We start from the raw sequence: 17,842 nt of genomic DNA on the forward strand, positions 1-17,842 counted from the left end.
AGACTTGGACGCAACGGTTATGACTGAAGAATTAACCTGGCTTTATGAGGCTGCGCCAGCACCGGATGAAGCGGCCAGGGCCGCAGCCGCTGCACGCCAGAAACAGCTGATCAAGCCGGAAGGCGCACTCGGTCGGCTGGAGACGATTGCTGTGGATTTCGCCGGTTTCCAGGGCAATCCCAAGCCCAAGCTTGAACGGCTGTCTGTGTGCGTATTCGGTGCCGATCACGGTATTGCCACTCGCGGCACCTCGCGTTTTCCTCAGGCGGTGACCTCTGTGATGCTGAGAATGTTTTGCGAGGGTGGGGCGGCCATCAACGCACTTAGCCGCACACACAATGCAGATTTTGCCGCGATCAATCTCGGCTGCGTTGTACCTGCCGAGCATCCGGACCTGATCGACGAAGTCATTGCGCCGTCGACGGCCGATTTTTCGCAGGAAAGCGCCATGACGCGCGAGCAGTTGGCCCGTGCATTGACTGCCGGTCAGCGCCAATCCGTCGATTGCGACTGTTTTATCGGCGGCGATATGGGTATTGGCAACACAGCTTCCGCGGCAGCCATGTTCGCCGCGCTGTTCGACCTGAAAGTTGCCGATATTACCGGCCGGGGCACTGGCATTGACGATGCGGCGCTCACGCATAAGATTGAATTGATTGAATCCGCCCTGGCACTGCACCAAAGCGCGCTGGATTCGCCGCTGGCAATACTGCGTATTCTTGGCGGCTTTGAAATTGCGGCATTGACCGGCGCCTTTATTGCAAGTGCACAGCGGGGTGTTCCAGTACTGGTGGATGGCTTTATGGCGACTGCCGCAGCCGCCATCGGCGGTGCCATCAATCCATCGATTAAGCCCTGGTTGCTGTACGCCCACCTGTCCGATGAATCCGGACACAAACTGGCCCTCGACTGCCTGGGTGAAACGCCCCTGCTCAATCTGAACATGCGCCTGGGGGAGGGCACCGGTGCGGTGCTCGCGGTAGATATCGTCAAACAGGCGCTCAACGTACACAACCAGATGTTCACCTTCAGCGAAGCGGGGATACCGGTTGAGGATTGATTTACTTCGTCACGGCGCCTGTGAGGGTGGCAGCATTTTCCGCGGTCACATCGATGTGCCGCTGACCGAGTTGGGCTGGCAGCAGATGTCCGATGGGCTGAATGCACTGAATGGATGCTGGGACCGAATTATCACCTCACCGCTGCAACGCTGCGATCGGTTCGCCCGGTCACTGGGTGCGCAGACAGGGTTGCCGGTGACGAGTGTAGCGGGCATCCGTGAAATCGGCTTTGGTGATTGGGAAGGGCTGCCTGTAAACACAGCCTGGACGGAACAGCGCGCCTTGTGTGAGGCGTGGAGTCAAAACCCGGAAGCGTATTCTCCACCTGGTGGGGAGCCTTACACAGAGTTTCGGTCCAGAGTGCTGAGGGCACTTGATGCACTGGCAACTACCTACGTGGGTGAAACGCTATTACTGGTCACCCACGGGGGCGTCATTAAATTACTCCTGACCATTGCGAACAATTGGCATCCGGGAGATATGATTTCCCTGCAGGTTGGCTACGGCTTTACCGCCTCAATGACCTACGACCACCGGTCACGAACAATGACAGTTTCACACCCTGAACAGAGCGCCTATGTTTACCGTGCGTAATTTATCCGGATTTTCTCAACCATTCCTCTACGCGCTGGTATTCCTGACCCGCTTACCCGTTGCGAGCCTGCTACATAAAGTGGACAAGGAAACCGCAAAGAAATCGGTCTATTTTTACCCCCTGGTCGGGGCCGTCATCGGGATACTGTTATCGGTCGCGGCCTTTCTGCTCGCCCCCTTGGGTGGGCAACTGCAATCCGCAATCTTACTGGGTTTCTGGATTCTGATGACCGGTGCTCTACACCTGGACGGCCTCGCCGATTGCACCGATGCCTACTTCGCCGGACACAAATGCGAAAATCCGGAAGAACGCCGCAACCGCATTCTTACCGTGATGCACGATCCCCATTGCGGGTCTGTAGCGGCCGTCGCACTCAGTGTATTCCTGCTAATCAAATTCTCTGCCATTGCCGCCGTTATCGCCTCAACACTGGCACAGACGTCTGCGACCTGGGTGTTTCTGCCCCTCGTTCTCGCACCAGTACTGGCGCGGACCGCTGCGCTGTTTCTGATGAGCATTACCAATTATGCACGTATGGAAGGTATGGTTCCGCCGTCAAATTCCAATCGCAACGATGGCTTGTTGCCGGTGGTTGTTCTCGTTGCGGCCTGCTGTGTTGCGCTTGTCCCAATCGACGTGGCCATTGGGCTCGCCATTGCTTTACCGGCGTTAATTTTTTTCTGGCGCCACTTGTGGCAGAAAAATATCGGTGGTTACACCGGGGACTGCCTGGGTGCACTGGTGGAAATTACGGAGCTGGCTGTACTCATCGTATGGGTGGCGCTTGCCGCGAACTGACAGACAACATTGAGTAAGTGAGATGCTGTATAGAATTGCTACCACAATACTGAGCATGGTCTGCGGCATCCTGTGGGCGGGGCTTTGCTTTGCTGATTCGCCCATAAAAATACAGGATGCCCGTGGTAATTGGATCGAGCTTGCTGTCCCCGCATCGCGGGTCGTCGCTCTCGCGCCCCATATTGTGGAAAATTTTTATAGCGCGGGGGCAGGGGGCACGCTTGTCGGCGCTGTGAGCTACAGCGATTACCCTGAGCAGGCCAAGGCACTGCCGGAGATAGGCAACTACAAATCCGTCAGCTACGAATCTCTGTTGGCACTCGCACCGGATCTTGTCGTCGCCTGGGGCTCTGGTAACGGCGACGAAATGATCCACAAGCTCGAAAGTCTCGGGTTTACCGTGTTCGTTACCGAGTCACGGTCGCTGGAAGATATCGCTCGGAACGTCCGGATGTTTGGTGTCCTCACTGGTACCGCCGAGGCTGCCGATCGCACCGCTAGCGCCTGGCTCGACCGGCTCGCAGCGCTGAAAAAGAATCATCAACACCTGGCACCGGTCAGTGTTTTCTACCAAGTCTGGAATGATCCGCTACAAACTCTGAATGGCGAGCACCTGATCAGCGACGTCATCGAAACCTGTGGTGGCCACAATGCGTTCGCTGATGCGGTAGTGCTGGCACCAAAAATCAGCATTGAATCGGTGCTCGAGAGAAACCCCGACGCAATCATCGCCAGCGGCATGGGTGAAACCCGCCCGGAGTGGCTGAACGACTGGAAAGTTTACCCAGGCCTGAATGCGGTAAAAAACGGAAACCTCTACCATGTGCCACCGGACATTATCCAGCGTCACACCTTCCGTATCATTCAGGGAATGGAACTGATTTGCCGCCAACTTCAGACGGTAAGGAATCCATGATGGGGGCAGTGTGGGGATTAGGGGTACTTATCAAACTTTCGTTTCTCTACTGGCGCTTCGGGGTGCAGGGCGTTATCCGGTCGTTACTTGATTAACACCATATTCAATTTAACAATGTATGCCGTTTCGAAAAGTGTTGCATTCTAACTTCGCAGCTAAAGCTCAAATATCCTGTGCTTATCCCGCTTAGAAACAGTCTTTATTAACTGCTCGTATGTTGCACTAAGAATTCCAATGTCTGTTGCAAATTTGGCTATTTGACGAAGTTGAGAGAAATGTTGCGTAACAACTCGCTAACTTATTGATTTCTATGAACAAGTTCGGCTCGGATGTTTAAGCATGGCTGTAGGCTTCAGCCAATGCCAATCGCAACGCCCGCTCACAGCGCATCACCGTCGCTAAGACAGAAGGGTAGAACTGGCTATCACGAGTCTACGGCACTTACAACTCCAGATCTCCCACTCGGGTAGGCATGCACCTGGGCTTGAATCCGTTGGCGTGGCCTCTATGCCCCCCTGAGCGCTTGTAGGCGGCGGCACCCAGGTACTCTATCAGCATCAGCTCGCTATGCAGCACTTCGAACGCTGACCCTAGGTCATCAAATCCCTGCTCGGACAGGATTTCAGCCATAGCGGTAATTGCGGTATTCTCATTGTCGCAAGTCACGGTTATTTCCTTTAGGGTTTTACTTTGTTTGTCGACAATCAGTCTAACGGTGGCCTGCTCCTAAATCATTGTGCAGGCGAATTTACAGAATGGATGGTGCACTACCCAATACGTTCTGAGCGCACAGTTATTAAAGCATTGTGTGGTTTTATGGAAGTATTTGCATGCTATTAATTTGTTGGCGCAACTGCCTCCTGAAGAATAGCGAAATAGTGATATTTGAACAGGCTCGATTGGGGTAAATGTTAGCCGGGGGCATGTTATTTTTTCTGGATAGTTCGCTTTGCGGAAGAGAAAATGTTCCTCTGATTTCTTTCGATATGCCCCTCCTGAAAAGATTGCAATTTGATTCGAACTCATATGTTCTTTGGATAAATAGCAGTCATAATTTAATGCCGATTTTGATTCTAATTTACTACACCACGAATCTAAGGATTTTATTGAGTGATGCTTGATAAGGAAAAAATAAAAAACATCCTTCGTAAGTCTCCGGGGCTTACTGGAAGACAAATTTCGAAGATTCTTGGAGTCGAAGATAAGTCTGCATTAAATAAAATTCTCTACGCAAATTCTGACGGGCTAATACAGAAGGGGTGGAAATGGTATGTACCTGATGAATGCCATATTTTTGACTTGACTGGAAAGTCGAATTGGGTTAGTGAGCATGACTTTGAGAATAGCCTGAAGATAGCTGGATGTTTGCTATCCTCGGAAGAGGATAGGTGTGTAATACGATTCCCTAAAAATTGTAAAATACTTTTAATTGCTGGGGCCAGAGTAATTGCTCTGGCAAACCAAGCCGCCTATCTAGGTAAGTCTATCGAACTGGACTTTACAAATTGTCAAAGTACAAAGAACTACCTTGATCGACTGGGATTCTTCGATCACTTGAATTCCGATGTTGCAGTATTGCCAGCGAGACCTGCCGGTTCTAAAGCGAAACAGTATCGAGGTAACAGTGAAAGTTTGGTTGAAATTGCTTCAATCAATTTGGAAAAATTTGACTATTCCTTACCTAAAAATCTCACCAAACGCTTTGCCTTTCACGCAGGTGAAAACTATTACCAATCTGCCTTTACTATCTTTTCGGAGTTGATTGGCAATGTACAGGAGCATAGTGAGACTCCCACGCCTGGCTTTGTCGCACTGCAGCTATATAAGGGTAAGCGACGTCATATCCAAACAGTGATTTCTGATAGCGGACTTAGCATAGCCTTGACGCTAAAGCGCAATTTGCAAATGCACTATCCAAACCTTTTCAAGGAGCTTGAACTGTCAAGCGTTGACGCGGATATTTACTTGGTTTCACGGGCATTGACACAAGGGGGCCTAAGTCAGTTCGGCTCCCATCCTGATGAAGCGGCCAGAGGATTGGGTCTTAAGCGGACGCAAAGCCATGCCGCCAAGTACAATGCGATCGTAGTTGTGCGACAGCCAGAGTTCGAGTTGAAAATTAAATATAGAGATGGGGAGCTAGTCGACATTTCTCAGAAAAAAGGACTATGTCGGATCGATGGAACTCAAGTTTGCTTTGATTTTTACCTAGACTAAGATTAGTATGTTCTCCTTAAATTAATCCTGTTAAGCAGAACCGTATGTTAGTTAAACTGCTCGAACTTACAGATAATAATGACCATCCATTCGGCAATATATTAGGCCGAGAAGTGTTTAAGCGGCTGCAATGTGTTGTAGATATGAATCCTCTAAGCAAGTCGTTTGAAATATCTCTGGAGGGTATTGTGGCAACGGACTCTTCCTTTCCGCGAGAGAGCGTTATCGCATTATCAAAGCAGCTTCGTGGCGAAAAGTGGTTTTACATTACTCACGTCAGCTCCTTGGATCTCATTGATAACTGGGACTATGCGGCTATTGCCAAGCAACAGTCTTTGGTACTGATATCGGATAAAGAAACTCGGGTCATAGGGCCAGATGCAAAAACATCCACTAGAGAGCTGTTGAACTTTGTATTGAGCCAAGAAGGAGCAAGTACCGCGAATGTTGCTAAAGCTCTAGGAATCTCAGTGCAGAATGCAAGTACCAGGCTAAAAAACCTTACAAATCAAGGGCTTATCATGAGGCGTGAGGTCTCTTCACCAACCGGTGGGATTGAGTTTCTTTATGCTGGACCTCAATTTTCTGGTTAAACAGGTTGATTTAAGGGGATGTTGGGTATAGAGTCTATCGCATGGGTACGGGATACCCATTTTTAATGCTCTCAGGTTAAACTGCTTTATTTAAGGAGATTCAAAATGGCTACAAATCCCCCCAAAGGTGATGGTCGTCGCAATGGTGCCGTACGCGATCGCTCTCAAACTCGGACTACTAGTGGTCACTGGGTAAAACGGGACGCTAGTACCGGGCGTTTTATGGATGTTAAGACCTCTGACAAGGCACCGTTTAAGGGTGTCCGGAAAGAGAAGTAACAATGGCGATGTGTGCTGGAGTGAGACGAGATGGGGCACGCTGTTCAATCCTATGTTCCGGTGGCCACAAATACTGCAAGCATCATCTGTCACAAGGAACATGGGAGAAAGCAGCCAGCTTCGGCACCGGCGCTCTATTGGGCCAACTAATTGCTCCAGGATTGGGGGCGGCGCTCGTTGGTGGTGCATCCTACTTGTTGGGAAAAAATATCATCGGAGAAACAGTAATGTTTACGAAAAGAAGAGTATTTGTGAGTTTCGACTTTGATGAAGACCGAGCCTTGAAAGATTTCATCATCCAGCAAGCGAGAAACCCTGATTCACCATTTAATGTAATTGATCATAGTTTGAAAGAAGCTGCTCCTGAGCGGTCCTGGAAAGATAAGGCACGGTCAGCAATCAAACGATCCGATATCGTACTTGTTATGGTCGGCCCAAAAACTTATAGAGCCCCAGGTGTCTTGGCTGAGGTATCGATGGCCAGGGAGGAGCGTATCCCTATAGTTCAGGTTATTGGCTATAAAAATGGGGCGTACACGCCAGTTCCCAATGCCGGAAGGTTGTATCGTTGGAATTGGGAAAATCTAAAAAATTTATTGGGGTGATGTCATTGGTTTCTATTGAGAACTTCATTAAGAAATTTTCTCGTGAGATTGACGAAAATAATGCAGCTATTTTTGCGGGAGCAGGGCTGTCAGTTGGTGCTGGGTTCGTAAACTGGTCTGATTTACTGCGAGAAATAGCTGAAGAATTGAATTTGGATGTCGATAAAGAGACTGATTTAGTATCGCTAGCCCAATACCATCTAAATGATAGAGGCGCGAATCGAGATGGGTTGAATCGGGCGATAATCGATCATTTTTTGAATGAAAATTCTGTAACAGAGAACCACCGTATTTTAGCTAGATTACCAATAGCGACATACTGGACAACAAATTATGACTGTCTAATCGAAAGGGCTTTGAGCGAGGCCGGAAAGATCCCAGATGTTAAGCACGCGAAGGCTGATCTTCCACGAACAATTCGTAATCGTGATGCGGTCGTATATAAAATGCATGGCGATGCCCAGTACCCTAACGATGCAGTTATAGCTAAAGATGACTATCAAACTTACATGCAAAAGAGGGGGCCGTTTGTCACTGCTTTAGCTGGTGAGTTGGTTTCTAAAACATTCTTATTTCTAGGCTTCAGTTTTAGTGATCCAAATTTAGATCATGTCTTAGGTCGGATACGGTCAGAGGTAGGTATATGTCAGAGAACTCATTACTGCATACTTAGAAAAGAGCAGCAACAAGAGTCAGATAGCCCCGGTGATTTCGAGTATCGACAGATAAAACAGAACCATTTTGTTAATGATCTTAAGCACCGATATAACATCCAGACTGTTTTGATAGACTCATATGATCAAGTTACAGAAATACTCAAGAAAATTGAATGTGTTCATAAGCGAAAAACTATTTTCATTAGTGGTGCAGCAGACGACTATTCACCATGGAGCGACGCTGATGCGATGAATTTATGTGCGGATATTTCAGCATTGGTAGTGCAAAAAGGTTTTCGTATAGTTAACGGTCTCGGCCTGGGCGTCGGTAGCGCGATTGTAGAAGGTGCATTACGAGAAATATACAGAAACCAAAGAGGAAAGTTGACTGATCAACTGCAAATTCGTCCTTTCCCACAGTCAGACGACGCTAAAAAAATATGGCGGCGATACAGAGAAGATATGTTGGATTACTCTGGAGTGGCGATATTTATCTTTGGGAACAAAGCCATTGAAAATGGTTTGGCTAGTTCAGCTGGCATGAGGGAAGAGTTTGACATCTCTTTGGCGAAAGGTGTTTTGCCCCTTCCGCTAGGTTTCACGGGAAGCATTTCCGAGGAGTTGTGGCGTGAAGTTGTGTCTAATTTCGAAAATATTTTTCCGAAAAACCTTAAAAATATTAAACCTTACCTGTTGTCCTTAGGGGACAAGACAAGGTTAGATAAAGATCATTTGAAAACTCTTGAGAGTATATTGAATAATTTATAGGTCCTTTAATGGCATTCTTCACAAAAGACGAAGTACGGCAAGCTGCCCGCGCGAAGGTAAATAATAGTTACAAAATCAATGCCAAAGCTATTTTGGAGTCAGAGATAAGATCTGCGACTTCCTACGATAGCTTTGATGTCTTTCTATCTCACTCCTCAAAAGATGCTGAATTAGTTTTGGGCGTAAAGGAAATTCTCACGCGTAAAGGAATCAAAGTATACGTTGACTGGCAAGACGATCCTCAGGCCAATCGGGAGAGCGTATCTGCTGAGACCGCTGAACTTTTGCGCGCTAGAATGAAGCAGTCGAAGTCTTTGATTTTTCTCGCTACGGACAACGCTTCAGGATCAAAATGGATGCCTTGGGAGCTGGGCTACTTTGATGGGTTTAGTGGCGGCTCAGTTGCAGTATTACCTGTTTTAGACTATGCCTCTTCATCTTTTAGAGGGCAAGAGTACCTAGGGCTATACCCAACTGTTGATAAAGGCCAATATTCCAATGGCCAACCTGAAACCTTTGTTAGAAAGCCGGGTGCATGGTTAACTCTCGATTCGTTTCGAAAAGGAAATACTTCTTGGAACAGCTATAGATAATTTGTTGTATTTCAGACTTTCTCTACCGGGTGGCGGTGTTTCAGAAAGCTTTCTGTCAGTTCAGGTTCAGTTTACAAGCTTTTAAATCTCGGCCTTTAGGTAATCCTTGACGCAATACTTCGGAATTCGACGTGGCATCGGATTCACAAAAATACTATTACACTTAATTCTTCGGTTGACTGGTCGAAATCGACTCATTTTTCACTTTTTCAAGGCTATCTATAGCGTGCTCGAGCTGTCAGCAAGGACTGAATACTGCCCCCTATCGGACAAAAAATTTCGAAGTACACTTGCCCACTGCGCCCAAATCACTATTCGGTCGTTGTGGCTAGTGAGCGGATTGCGCCAGCAGTGAGTTGGTACTTCAATTGATAGTTCTTTAACGATATCGAAAGAAAAATCGCGTAAAGCTCAATACTTCGTTGATTTATATGGACTAGTCTAGGTGCATGGTTGACGCATGACACTTAAATGGGTGATGGACTGATTTCGGGTAAATCGCTCGTCTCTTGATCCCTAATCCATGGATTTTATTAGCTATTCTTCTATGGGGTTTGACCAGAATTGGGCATTTGGATGGTCCACGGGAGCGAGAGTGTGACTAGTCAAATACAAATACTGCGATCTTTACCAGTAATAAGCCTGCTGGAAAAAGTATCGTCCGAGAGCTGGACGACACGCAATCGGCGCTGGCGCAATCCTATGTAGCCTGTACCAATATTTCTGGTCACTTCCCACAGAAACTGCTAGAGATAAGTGGAGCCGACCTAGGTGCTCATGGCGCTCCATCTTTCCGGGTGCAGGTTTCGTTAGAATTGGCGATGGTACGATTTGAGGTTGAGAGCTGGGGGATGGGGTAGTTGAGGGCGTTTGATCCTGGAAAGCGCTTCATAACATGTAACGAGCGCTTGCCGATATCGCTCACCGGCTCCTTAAGTGTCCCGCCGCAAGCCTTTACCTGACCACATTGGCCTTCATGGTATACCAGTGTCAATGGCTACTCATTTTGAACCACCTTCGGCCAATGACATTGACCGCACCCAGTGCGGTAGAACCGGTAGTTTTCTGCTTCAGTCGACAGCTCTCTCCTCCCAGCATGAAGATATGTTAGTGGTGGATGACCGGGTTGCTGATGGGCACCGCCACGTTGTAGTCGTGTAAGAATCCTCCCCAGGCAGTGAAGTCTTTGTTGGTGGTCTCAGGATGATTGAGCGGTACTCGTACAGCTTGTTGATCAACTGGAGCAGGTTGCAGCGGGCCTGGCGTGTCATCGCTGTTCATCAATGATGAGTACGTCTTATTTACCCAGTTGGGTAAGCCGCTTTTTGAGCTCGCCCTTCATCTCCGCCAGTTCCAGGTCTTCGATCAACGCTAGCGCGGTGCGGAACAGGACTTTGTAGTCGGCCTAGACCGCTTTCTGGCCGCTGCCAATGGCCAAGTGGGTCTTGCCCGCGCCGGGCGATCCAATGAACACGAGATTCTCCCGCTGGTCAATAAAGCCGAAGTCCAGCAGTGCATTCGCCTGGCGCTTGGTCATGCTGGTTTGGCGACGGTAGTCGAAGCTTTCCAGTGGTTTCTCGGCCAGACGCTGAGCAAAGACTAGGTAGGACAGCTCCTGGCTTTCCGCTTCGGCGAGCAGATTCTGCAGGGACCGGTACTGCGCGGTGGTGAGATCAAGCTGGCTCATGGGTCACCTCCTGGCCGCTGGGTCGGTTAAATTGGACCTAGGTACTCAGCCACTGGTGTCAGCTGGCTGTCTCGCGGTGAGCTGCGGGTGTTACAACAACACCTACGGCGATCCCGGGCGTCCGGTGCGTGGGCCTTCAGCGGGTCATGGGCGCCTGTCAATTGGTCTTTGTAGATCCGCGGCGAGGCGCTTTGAGCGGCTCGCAGGGGTCCGAGGCCTAGCCTGTTGGTAGCAATCCGCCGATGGCGGCTTTCTGGTCGGCGATGCGCTGGGCTAGGTCGCGGTAGTGATTGTTGTTCTTGATGATGCGGCCCTTTTCCCGGCAGAGGGTATGGTGGGCGATCTATTCCCCGGTTTCCAGGTCGTGGAGTTGATATCATCAAAAATATGAGATGACTATATTGTGTTTATATGGTAGGACTGCGCAATGCCCTCTGTCGACGTCTAGTGGAACCAGAAAGTCTTCAGGTTTGATCGAGAACAGTCAATATTTGCCCATCAATACTCACCTTCGCTTTAACTAAGAAGTATTTAACGATGTGAAAACCGGCGATCAGCTGACCGGGTATTTACAGAAGAAAAGTTGCTTTATCAAACTCACTTCTGCGTCACATAATGTCTAAATTGCCATAAATTGGCGCGCATAACTGCACTGATGCTGGCTTCTTTTATATATAGTACCGCTGAACGTCATAAAACAGGGATGTCAATATGGTTATACTGCGTAGTTTACGTCTAATAGCATATGTTATTCTTTTAAGTTCATTTTCATTTTTCGCTATTTCACAAGAAAGTATTCCTGATTCAGATTCGAAATCAGTTCATTCAATTACGAAAGAAGCTATCGGTAAGTCAAAGAAGAAAATTACTAGAGAAGACCTAACTCAGCTAAGTGAACGAGGAAAGCTAACAGTAACAAAATCTAAAAAGAGACTACGTTCAATCTATCATCTAGATGGAATTAACATACAAATAGTCAGCGAATCGAAAGATGGCGATATTATTGATCTAAGTTTCAAAGTTGGATCTCTGGTTGTTGACTTTAGTTACGGGGTTAGTACGAACGACTTCTCCATAAATGGTTATGGTACATCACTGACATCCGTAGAAAAGGTGGCATTTCAGTCCCTGTCCTATAAGTTAGACTCTGAAGGTTGGGCGAAAAGCCGAAACTTGCAAAAGCAGTTGATATATAAAGCTACAGGATGGCTGTCAGGTACACCCGTAGGGGAACCGATCAGCGAAATATCAGGAAAGATTCAAATTGATGCGAGCGCATCAACGGGTAACGGAGAAGCTAAAGATGATGCTAGTAATGATTATGCTAAAAGTGAAGTAATTGATGAAATAATATATCCGAGTGCGCCTTGTGAAAATCCAGATTCAGCTTTAGCGCCGAGTGCTAGCTGTCCACCGCCTCCCCCTCCATGCTACAACCTCTCAGATAATGACAATGTGACATATTTTACATGTGGATGGGCTTATAGAACTACTTCACATGACGCATGTCCTTCGCATGGCTTGAGAAGTTATACGCACCTAATTGGATGTACGACACAAAATGACTGTGTTGGTCGGTGTGGTCCGGGATGTGGCGGGACTGATGGTACTGGGGTTTACTCCCAAGATTGCGCTGATCACGATATGTGCTGTGATGTGCACGGGCATTGTTTAAGCGCAGTGGGAAATCTTTGCAGCGATGAGTGGCGAGAAGCCGCAGACGATTTTTTGTCGTTTTCCAACTGTCATGACTGTTTGAATCCCGAGCCTCCAGTTTGTGGAGGATCTCTTGCTTCCACTACAACGCTATTGTTGGGGGATGGAACGAATGGTATTCAAATTAGCGAACTCAATTTTGATCTTTATAGATCAAAAATCAATCCTGGCAAACCGACATTTGTTGAAGAGTGGGGCATCTTGGAAAAAACCGGGATGGGTAAGTTAGCTTTAAAGGGAGCATCTACTGAACAGTTTTCAGATAAGCTCGACTCAATATATGGCTCTCTTGAGTTCGAAATGACGGGCGCTGAGAGAGAGGTGCTAATAATAGAGGCTGCTGATGGAGCACACGACCCTTCAATGATGGGGCGGCTTCCGACAATTAGATTTGAGGAGAAATTTCCACCTGGTTTGCTTAAGAAAAGTGAGTCCATTTGGTTTCGCTCTGAAATAGATGAAAACGGAGCTGTTGAGAGCGTGCAAATTTTGAATGAGAAATTTAGCGATTCTAGGAAATTAAAAGAGGCTATTTCTAACGGAGTAGGTAGTTCGATATCATCTGCTATGCCTCATCGCATGGTTGTTTTCGGAAGAGCTGAGGCTGCCGATCGGGGTTACATCAAGTCTGATGAAAGTCTTGTTTTGGTCCCTCAGTGTTGTGGTGGCGGTGGTGGGTGTAGTTCAGATCCCAATATTCAGTGCCCATGACATTAGGTTTTTAGTGTTAAGGGGCTGTATAAGTGAAATCTTATTTATTGAAGACTTTTCTGGTCGCATTTATTGGGTTCAACGTAGTTGGTTGTGGAACAATAGTTAGGACTGGATTTGATAACACCCCGAATCCTTGTAAAAAAGAATTAAGCTATGTTTTCGGAGGTGTAAAACTGGATAGCATGCATATATGTACAGCCGCTGCTTCACACTCAAATTTTCGTAAAATAATTATACCGTTTGCTCTGGTTGATTTACCACTCAGCGCCATAGCAGATACTGTTATACTTCCATATTCTGCATATTTAGACCACAGAACAGATAGTGAGTGCGCAATGAAAGGTAAGTAGATTTTGCAGCCCGATAACCCGTGAGGTTATCGGGTTAGTAGTTAGGGAAATTCTGAATAAAACCGTGAATTGGATTAGTTCAGACCAGATCTGACACATCTCCTTGAGAAGAAGGGGTTTGAACGAATCTTGGACAAAGTGTGGATTGCTTCATTCTGTGGTTCGGCTTGTATACTGGCTTGATCACCAGCTCGGGTATACGGGAAAATCATGAGTCAGGATGGGGTGTGCCGCCGGCTGGATGCCGAACTGCGATCTCAACTCAGCACTCAAATCATCGCTCTTTTCACCCACTGGGAGTTGCCTAAGTCTCAGCAATACACCCTGCTTGGCCTTCTCCTGGATAGGCCTGTGATCCCGGAAGGGCTCCGTCAGGGAGAGCCCTTGGCGGATGACACCGATACGCTAGACCGGGTGCGGATTCTTCTCCGAACACACAAAAGCCTACGGATACTTTTTCCAAGAAATCAGGATCTAGCGTACTGTTGGATGTCCACACCGAACAGGGCCTTCCGTAACCATTCTCCGGTGGAGGTTGTTGAACAGCGCGGCATGCTAGGTCTCCACCAAGTCCGACCCTATCGACACAGGCAGGTAGGGCATTGTAGTGGGCTACCAACAGAAGCACCTGATTGCACATCAGATACTCCTATTTCGCGTAGCTGTTATGTGCCCCAAATTGAAAATACGTCTTAATGGCAAGCCAACTTTCGGGCTCATTGTGGGTATAGCGGGGTGCACCGGTGTCTTACCGGTAATAATTCCGCTCATATTTGTTGTCCACTTGTTGATAGGTGGATACCTAAATTACACGGCGGAATTAGGTTGGGACCGCAGGTGTACCGGATGGCTACCTTGAAAACTCACTAACGCATATCAAAGCCAACTGCTCGCCTCCCTCGCCACGATAGGTGTCCAAAAAGTAGCAGTTGCCCACGGAGACTGGCCTGGGTACGAAATTGTGGCCAAGGTAGAGTGCATCGATGCCGCTGATCTGAAATGGGGCAAGCGCTTCCGGTTGGGCATGGTCAATTGTGTCCAGGTGCTCCAGGAATAATCGTTTGTATTCGGCCAAAGTACGCTTTGCATTGCCCAGGCCGAGCAGATGCCTATACAGCTGGCTCGCTAGGGAACGATCCCACAAGAACTGCTCCGCAGCGCTAGCCATTCGCTCGTCGTTTTCGAGTGATATGTCTGCTGACCAGGCCTCTTCGATAGCGGTTAAGGCGAGCTGAGTCCGTGGCCAGCTACCGCCGATAACATTGGCGTGGACTAGCCCGATACACTGGCGGCCGGTATCCAGCTCAATGGCCCAAGGCCAGCGTCTGACCTGGCTCACTAAGTGCTGCCTCTGAGCCCGCGGCAGCATGTAGAACCATTCACCGCCGTTAGCGCGATGCCTGGCAGCGGTCTCGGGGTTCTCGAACCCGGCGATCATCATCGCTTCATGATTGCCAGCAACACTGAAAAAGGTTTGTTGATCAATCATTGCGAGGAGGGCTTCGCTATCCGGACCTCGGTCGACCAGATCCCCAAGAAAGAACAGGCGGTCAAGAGATGTGTCGAAGGTGACCTCCTGCAATTGCGTAAGCAGTTGCTGCAAGTGGCCGTGCACATCGCCGACGACAAAGTCCCGACCCGTAAGATTCCTGTCAATTTTGAGAAATAGACTCATGAGAAATTCGCGCGGTTGATTGAAGGCTGAGAGTTTCCGCTTTCGATACCTCTCAAACGAGCGACACTGAGACGAATAATGACAGTTTACCGCATTGATATGTCGTAGTTGAGGTTATCAATAGCTTTTGGCCAACTGTGGCGATAACCGTTTGCGAATGAAATTTCCAGATATGTTTATTGATCTCAAGTAGTTTCTTGATAAGTCTGAATCTTGGTATGTGGCGTCAATCGGCAGTTCCAAATCTTGCCTTTTGTCGTTAACTCTTACCGTCGAGTAGACAACCTCCGGCTCTTGAGGGGAAAAGCTGATAGTTCCCGATTTCTGACTATTTACATTTGATCTGGGCAGAATCTCGACTGAACTTACTTGGTCATGATTTTTTGAAAGAAATGATTTTATAGTGGCGGTATTTGGGATGTCACTTTCAATTCTTTCTGCGTAATCCATTAGCGTTGGTTCTGCGGGAAAATACATATACCCAATTTCATTAGGGCCGCCACCGGAACGCAGAATTCTGCCAAGGATTTGGCGGAAGTACAGTTCGGTTTTTACTCGGGTTAAATGACAGCATACCTGAAGGCGGGGGATATTCGTTCCTTCACTGATCATGCCAACCGATATGATCCATTTCCTATCTGATTTCTTGAAGTTGTGGATCGTAGATATGGAATTTTCATTTTTGTGCGTTACGATATCGGCATGTTCACCTAATTCACCAGCAAGAATTGCATGTATCTTCTCGGCATGGGCAATTGATGTGGCGACTATTAATCCACCAGAATTAGGCTTTTTCGTCCGTAATGAATCCAATTTCTGATTGGCTTGATTCAAGCAGTAGAGAATTAGGTCTCGGCTTTCCAATAGCTCCTGATAGGTGCAGTCAGATTCGGTAAGCAAACTTCTGAAAGATCGATACAGTTTACTATCATCGTCGCGCTGAAACTGAACTTGATTGTTGTCAATAGCAATCATAACTGGCGTTCGGCACACACTATCTAATATCGCTTCATTGAGGCCGTATTGGTAATCACAGTGAACCATATGATTTTCATCGCAATAGTTTGCCAGGACTACGGGTAGTAGGTCTGATCGCCAGGGCGTTCCGGTGAGTGCCAATGTATAAGATGCGCGTCCTTGTATATGGGTGATAATTTTTTCACCCCAGGCGTTTGAGTACTCAATACTGTTGCCCGCGCAATGATGGATCTCATCAAAGATTACGAAGACTCTGTATTGCTCAAAAAGGGCCCAAAATCGCTCTCCGAGATTACGCAATGACTGGTATGTCAGCGAAGATCCGGAAGACCCAAGCAATCCGTCAATGCGATTGCCGGTAATTTGCTCCAACTCATATCTAAAATCCTCAGCCACTACAACAGAAGGAGAAAAGCAAATTACTAAGTCTATTAGATTTGAGTCAAATAATTGATTGGCTAGGGTGGATGCCATTACTGTTTTCCCTGCACCAGGAGTTGCTAGACACATGAAATGTGTTTTTCCCGTACTGTAATACTCAAGCGCTTGTGATATGCACTCGGACTGCCATTTTCGTAATTGCATTGATTAAGATCGCTTTACTTCAGCGAGTACGGCCTCGATAGCCTTGACTCGTCCCTGCGTTCTAGAAAATTGATCACGCGCACGATCGTAGAGCACTTGGATTTGGCTCCTTTTCTCCGGCGCTGTTTTACTTAGCTCTTCATACTCTTCGACTTCCCCGATCGCCTCCAAAAGCTCGATTTTGTATTCATGTAACTTTCCCTCAAGTATCGCGAGAAAGCTTTCATTTGGGGCGTTGGGCTCTTGTGTCGATAAAGGAGCAACGCGCGCCACAGAGAAGATTCGATAGAAATCTTCAGTAAGTTGATACTGCTTAGCTCTGCCGGATGTTGAGGAGGTGCCCACAATTAACTGATCGCCTTCCAGGGCTTTGACCGCCCGGGCAACAATCTGGCTTGCCGCGCGCTTGGTGGGGCTGGTGCAGCGAGGAGACGCAAAGTAGGCCTGAGTAAGCGCAGGACAAGTGAAACTGTCAAACTTTCCCGAAACCAGCAAGTCGAGTAGTTCCGGCTTAATTTTCGATGGAGTCATGGGGGAGCGCAATCGAGTAGAACATAAATATACAGCTTGGAGGTGGCGCTTAGGATTCCTAAGTATACCGGATGCCCATATACTTAGACAATCTAAGTCCCTGAGAACTCGAAGATGCTTATATTTTGCCCAACTCTTCTCCCATCCCGTTGCGTCTGCTCCAAGCGCGCACCGCGAAAGGCATCAGCCAGAAGGAGCTGGGCATCCGCTTGGGTATTGAGCCTGGCTCGGCCAGTAGTCGCATGACGCATTATGAAAAGGGGCGTCATAGCCCTGATTACCAAATGCTCAAAAGAATCGGCAAAGAGCTGGGTGTGCCCGTAGCGTACTTTTTCTGTGAGTCGGATGTCTTGGCGGAGCTGATTTGTAAAATCGATAAGCTTTCTAAAAAGCGGCAACTAGAGCTTCTTAGGCAGTTAAATGCATCACCAAGCCACGTAGAGTGATCTCTTCGGCCCGGCGAGGGAAGGGGATCCAGCTAGCCTTAATTGTTCAAAATGTAGCTATTTGATCGGAACCGGGTTG

18 protein-coding genes are annotated in these 17,842 nt (G+C 47.9%); 13 read left to right on the forward strand and 5 right to left on the reverse strand.

The features are described from left to right. Positions 1–19: 19 nt before the first annotated feature. The 4 genes from cobT to Q1A74_RS04225 are packed head-to-tail and all read left to right on the forward strand — an operon-like array spanning position 20 to position 3,370. Positions 20–1,060, forward strand: coding sequence for a nicotinate-nucleotide--dimethylbenzimidazole phosphoribosyltransferase (cobT, locus tag Q1A74_RS04210; protein ID WP_299592675.1), 1,041 nt, complete (start codon positions 20–22; stop codon positions 1,058–1,060). Next, positions 1,050–1,655: a histidine phosphatase family protein gene (locus Q1A74_RS04215; RefSeq protein ID WP_299592677.1), complete on the forward strand. Its 606-nt coding sequence runs from the start codon at positions 1,050–1,052 to the stop codon at positions 1,653–1,655. The genes cobT and Q1A74_RS04215 overlap by 11 nt, the downstream gene beginning before the upstream one ends. After that, a complete protein-coding gene (gene cobS, locus Q1A74_RS04220; RefSeq protein WP_299592679.1) occupies positions 1,639–2,454 on the forward strand; it encodes an adenosylcobinamide-GDP ribazoletransferase in 816 nt (271 codons plus the stop codon). The genes Q1A74_RS04215 and cobS overlap by 17 nt, the downstream gene beginning before the upstream one ends. 55 nt (positions 2,455–2,509) lie before the next feature. Continuing rightward, the gene (locus tag Q1A74_RS04225; protein ID WP_299593842.1) at positions 2,510–3,370 is read left to right on the forward strand and encodes a cobalamin-binding protein; all 861 of its coding nucleotides are present in this window, start codon (positions 2,510–2,512) and stop codon (positions 3,368–3,370) included. Between the two features lie 441 nt (positions 3,371–3,811). On the opposite strand, the gene Q1A74_RS04230 is transcribed toward Q1A74_RS04225, so the two are convergent. Then, positions 3,812–4,036 carry a hypothetical protein gene (locus Q1A74_RS04230; RefSeq protein ID WP_207002363.1) on the reverse strand — a complete coding sequence of 75 codons (225 nt, stop codon included), beginning with the start codon at positions 4,034–4,036 and terminating at the stop codon, positions 3,812–3,814. Between the two features lie 444 nt (positions 4,037–4,480). Here Q1A74_RS04230 and Q1A74_RS04235 point away from each other — a divergent pair, with 444 nt between their 5' ends. The 5 genes from Q1A74_RS04235 to Q1A74_RS04255 all read left to right on the forward strand — a co-directional run bounded on the left by Q1A74_RS04235 (position 4,481) and on the right by Q1A74_RS04255 (position 9,081). Beyond that, positions 4,481–5,587 carry an ATP-binding protein gene (locus Q1A74_RS04235; RefSeq protein WP_207002365.1) on the forward strand — a complete coding sequence of 369 codons (1,107 nt, stop codon included), beginning with the start codon at positions 4,481–4,483 and terminating at the stop codon, positions 5,585–5,587. A 44-nt stretch (positions 5,588–5,631) separates the two neighbouring features. Further along, positions 5,632–6,180: a helix-turn-helix domain-containing protein gene (locus Q1A74_RS04240; RefSeq protein WP_207002367.1), complete on the forward strand. Its 549-nt coding sequence runs from the start codon at positions 5,632–5,634 to the stop codon at positions 6,178–6,180. Between the two features lie 281 nt (positions 6,181–6,461). Further along, on the forward strand, positions 6,462–7,064 hold the full coding sequence (locus Q1A74_RS04245; RefSeq protein ID WP_299592683.1) for a TIR domain-containing protein: 603 nt from the start codon (positions 6,462–6,464) through the stop codon (positions 7,062–7,064). Continuing rightward, on the forward strand, positions 7,028–8,488 hold the full coding sequence (locus Q1A74_RS04250) for an SIR2 family protein (RefSeq protein WP_207002371.1): 1,461 nt from the start codon (positions 7,028–7,030) through the stop codon (positions 8,486–8,488). The genes Q1A74_RS04245 and Q1A74_RS04250 overlap by 37 nt, the downstream gene beginning before the upstream one ends. An 8-nt stretch (positions 8,489–8,496) precedes the next feature. Then, entirely contained in the window at positions 8,497–9,081 is a 585-nt protein-coding gene (locus Q1A74_RS04255) for a toll/interleukin-1 receptor domain-containing protein (RefSeq protein WP_207002372.1), read from the forward strand. 1,405 nt (positions 9,082–10,486) lie between these two features. Here Q1A74_RS04255 and Q1A74_RS04260 read toward each other — a convergent pair. Further along, positions 10,487–10,768: an ATP-binding protein gene (locus Q1A74_RS04260; RefSeq protein ID WP_277987244.1), complete on the reverse strand. Its 282-nt coding sequence runs from the start codon at positions 10,766–10,768 to the stop codon at positions 10,487–10,489. A 711-nt stretch (positions 10,769–11,479) separates the two neighbouring features. Between Q1A74_RS04260 and Q1A74_RS04265 the strand changes: the two genes are divergently transcribed. The 3 genes from Q1A74_RS04265 to Q1A74_RS18425 all read left to right on the forward strand — a co-directional run bounded on the left by Q1A74_RS04265 (position 11,480) and on the right by Q1A74_RS18425 (position 14,244). Then, positions 11,480–13,195: a hypothetical protein gene (locus tag Q1A74_RS04265; protein WP_207002374.1), complete on the forward strand. Its 1,716-nt coding sequence runs from the start codon at positions 11,480–11,482 to the stop codon at positions 13,193–13,195. A 32-nt stretch (positions 13,196–13,227) separates the two neighbouring features. Next, positions 13,228–13,548: a YceK/YidQ family lipoprotein gene (locus Q1A74_RS18420; protein WP_207002376.1), complete on the forward strand. Its 321-nt coding sequence runs from the start codon at positions 13,228–13,230 to the stop codon at positions 13,546–13,548. 210 nt (positions 13,549–13,758) lie between these two features. Then, on the forward strand, positions 13,759–14,244 hold the full coding sequence (locus Q1A74_RS18425) for an MbcA/ParS/Xre antitoxin family protein (RefSeq protein WP_207002378.1): 486 nt from the start codon (positions 13,759–13,761) through the stop codon (positions 14,242–14,244). A gap of 154 nt (positions 14,245–14,398) precedes the next feature. Here Q1A74_RS18425 and Q1A74_RS04270 read toward each other — a convergent pair whose 3' ends face one another. From Q1A74_RS04270 to Q1A74_RS04280, 3 genes are all read right to left on the reverse strand, one after another. Next, positions 14,399–15,223 (reverse strand): metallophosphoesterase, encoded by an 825-nt coding sequence (locus tag Q1A74_RS04270; protein ID WP_207002380.1) that lies wholly within the window; start codon positions 15,221–15,223, stop codon positions 14,399–14,401. A 117-nt stretch (positions 15,224–15,340) separates the two neighbouring features. After that, a complete protein-coding gene (locus Q1A74_RS04275; RefSeq protein WP_248215580.1) occupies positions 15,341–16,786 on the reverse strand; it encodes a DEAD/DEAH box helicase family protein in 1,446 nt (481 codons plus the stop codon). 3 nt (positions 16,787–16,789) lie between these two features. After that, the gene (locus tag Q1A74_RS04280; protein WP_207002384.1) at positions 16,790–17,317 is read right to left on the reverse strand and encodes a hypothetical protein; all 528 of its coding nucleotides are present in this window, start codon (positions 17,315–17,317) and stop codon (positions 16,790–16,792) included. Between the two features lie 125 nt (positions 17,318–17,442). On the opposite strand from Q1A74_RS04280, the gene Q1A74_RS04285 reads away from it, so the two are divergent. Then, the gene (locus tag Q1A74_RS04285; protein WP_207002386.1) at positions 17,443–17,763 is read left to right on the forward strand and encodes a helix-turn-helix transcriptional regulator; all 321 of its coding nucleotides are present in this window, start codon (positions 17,443–17,445) and stop codon (positions 17,761–17,763) included. The last annotated feature ends 79 nt before the right edge of the window (positions 17,764–17,842 follow it).

Origin of the sequence: uncultured Microbulbifer sp., assembly GCF_947504145.1 — a bacterium.
GTDB lineage: Bacteria > Pseudomonadota > Gammaproteobacteria > Pseudomonadales > Cellvibrionaceae > Microbulbifer.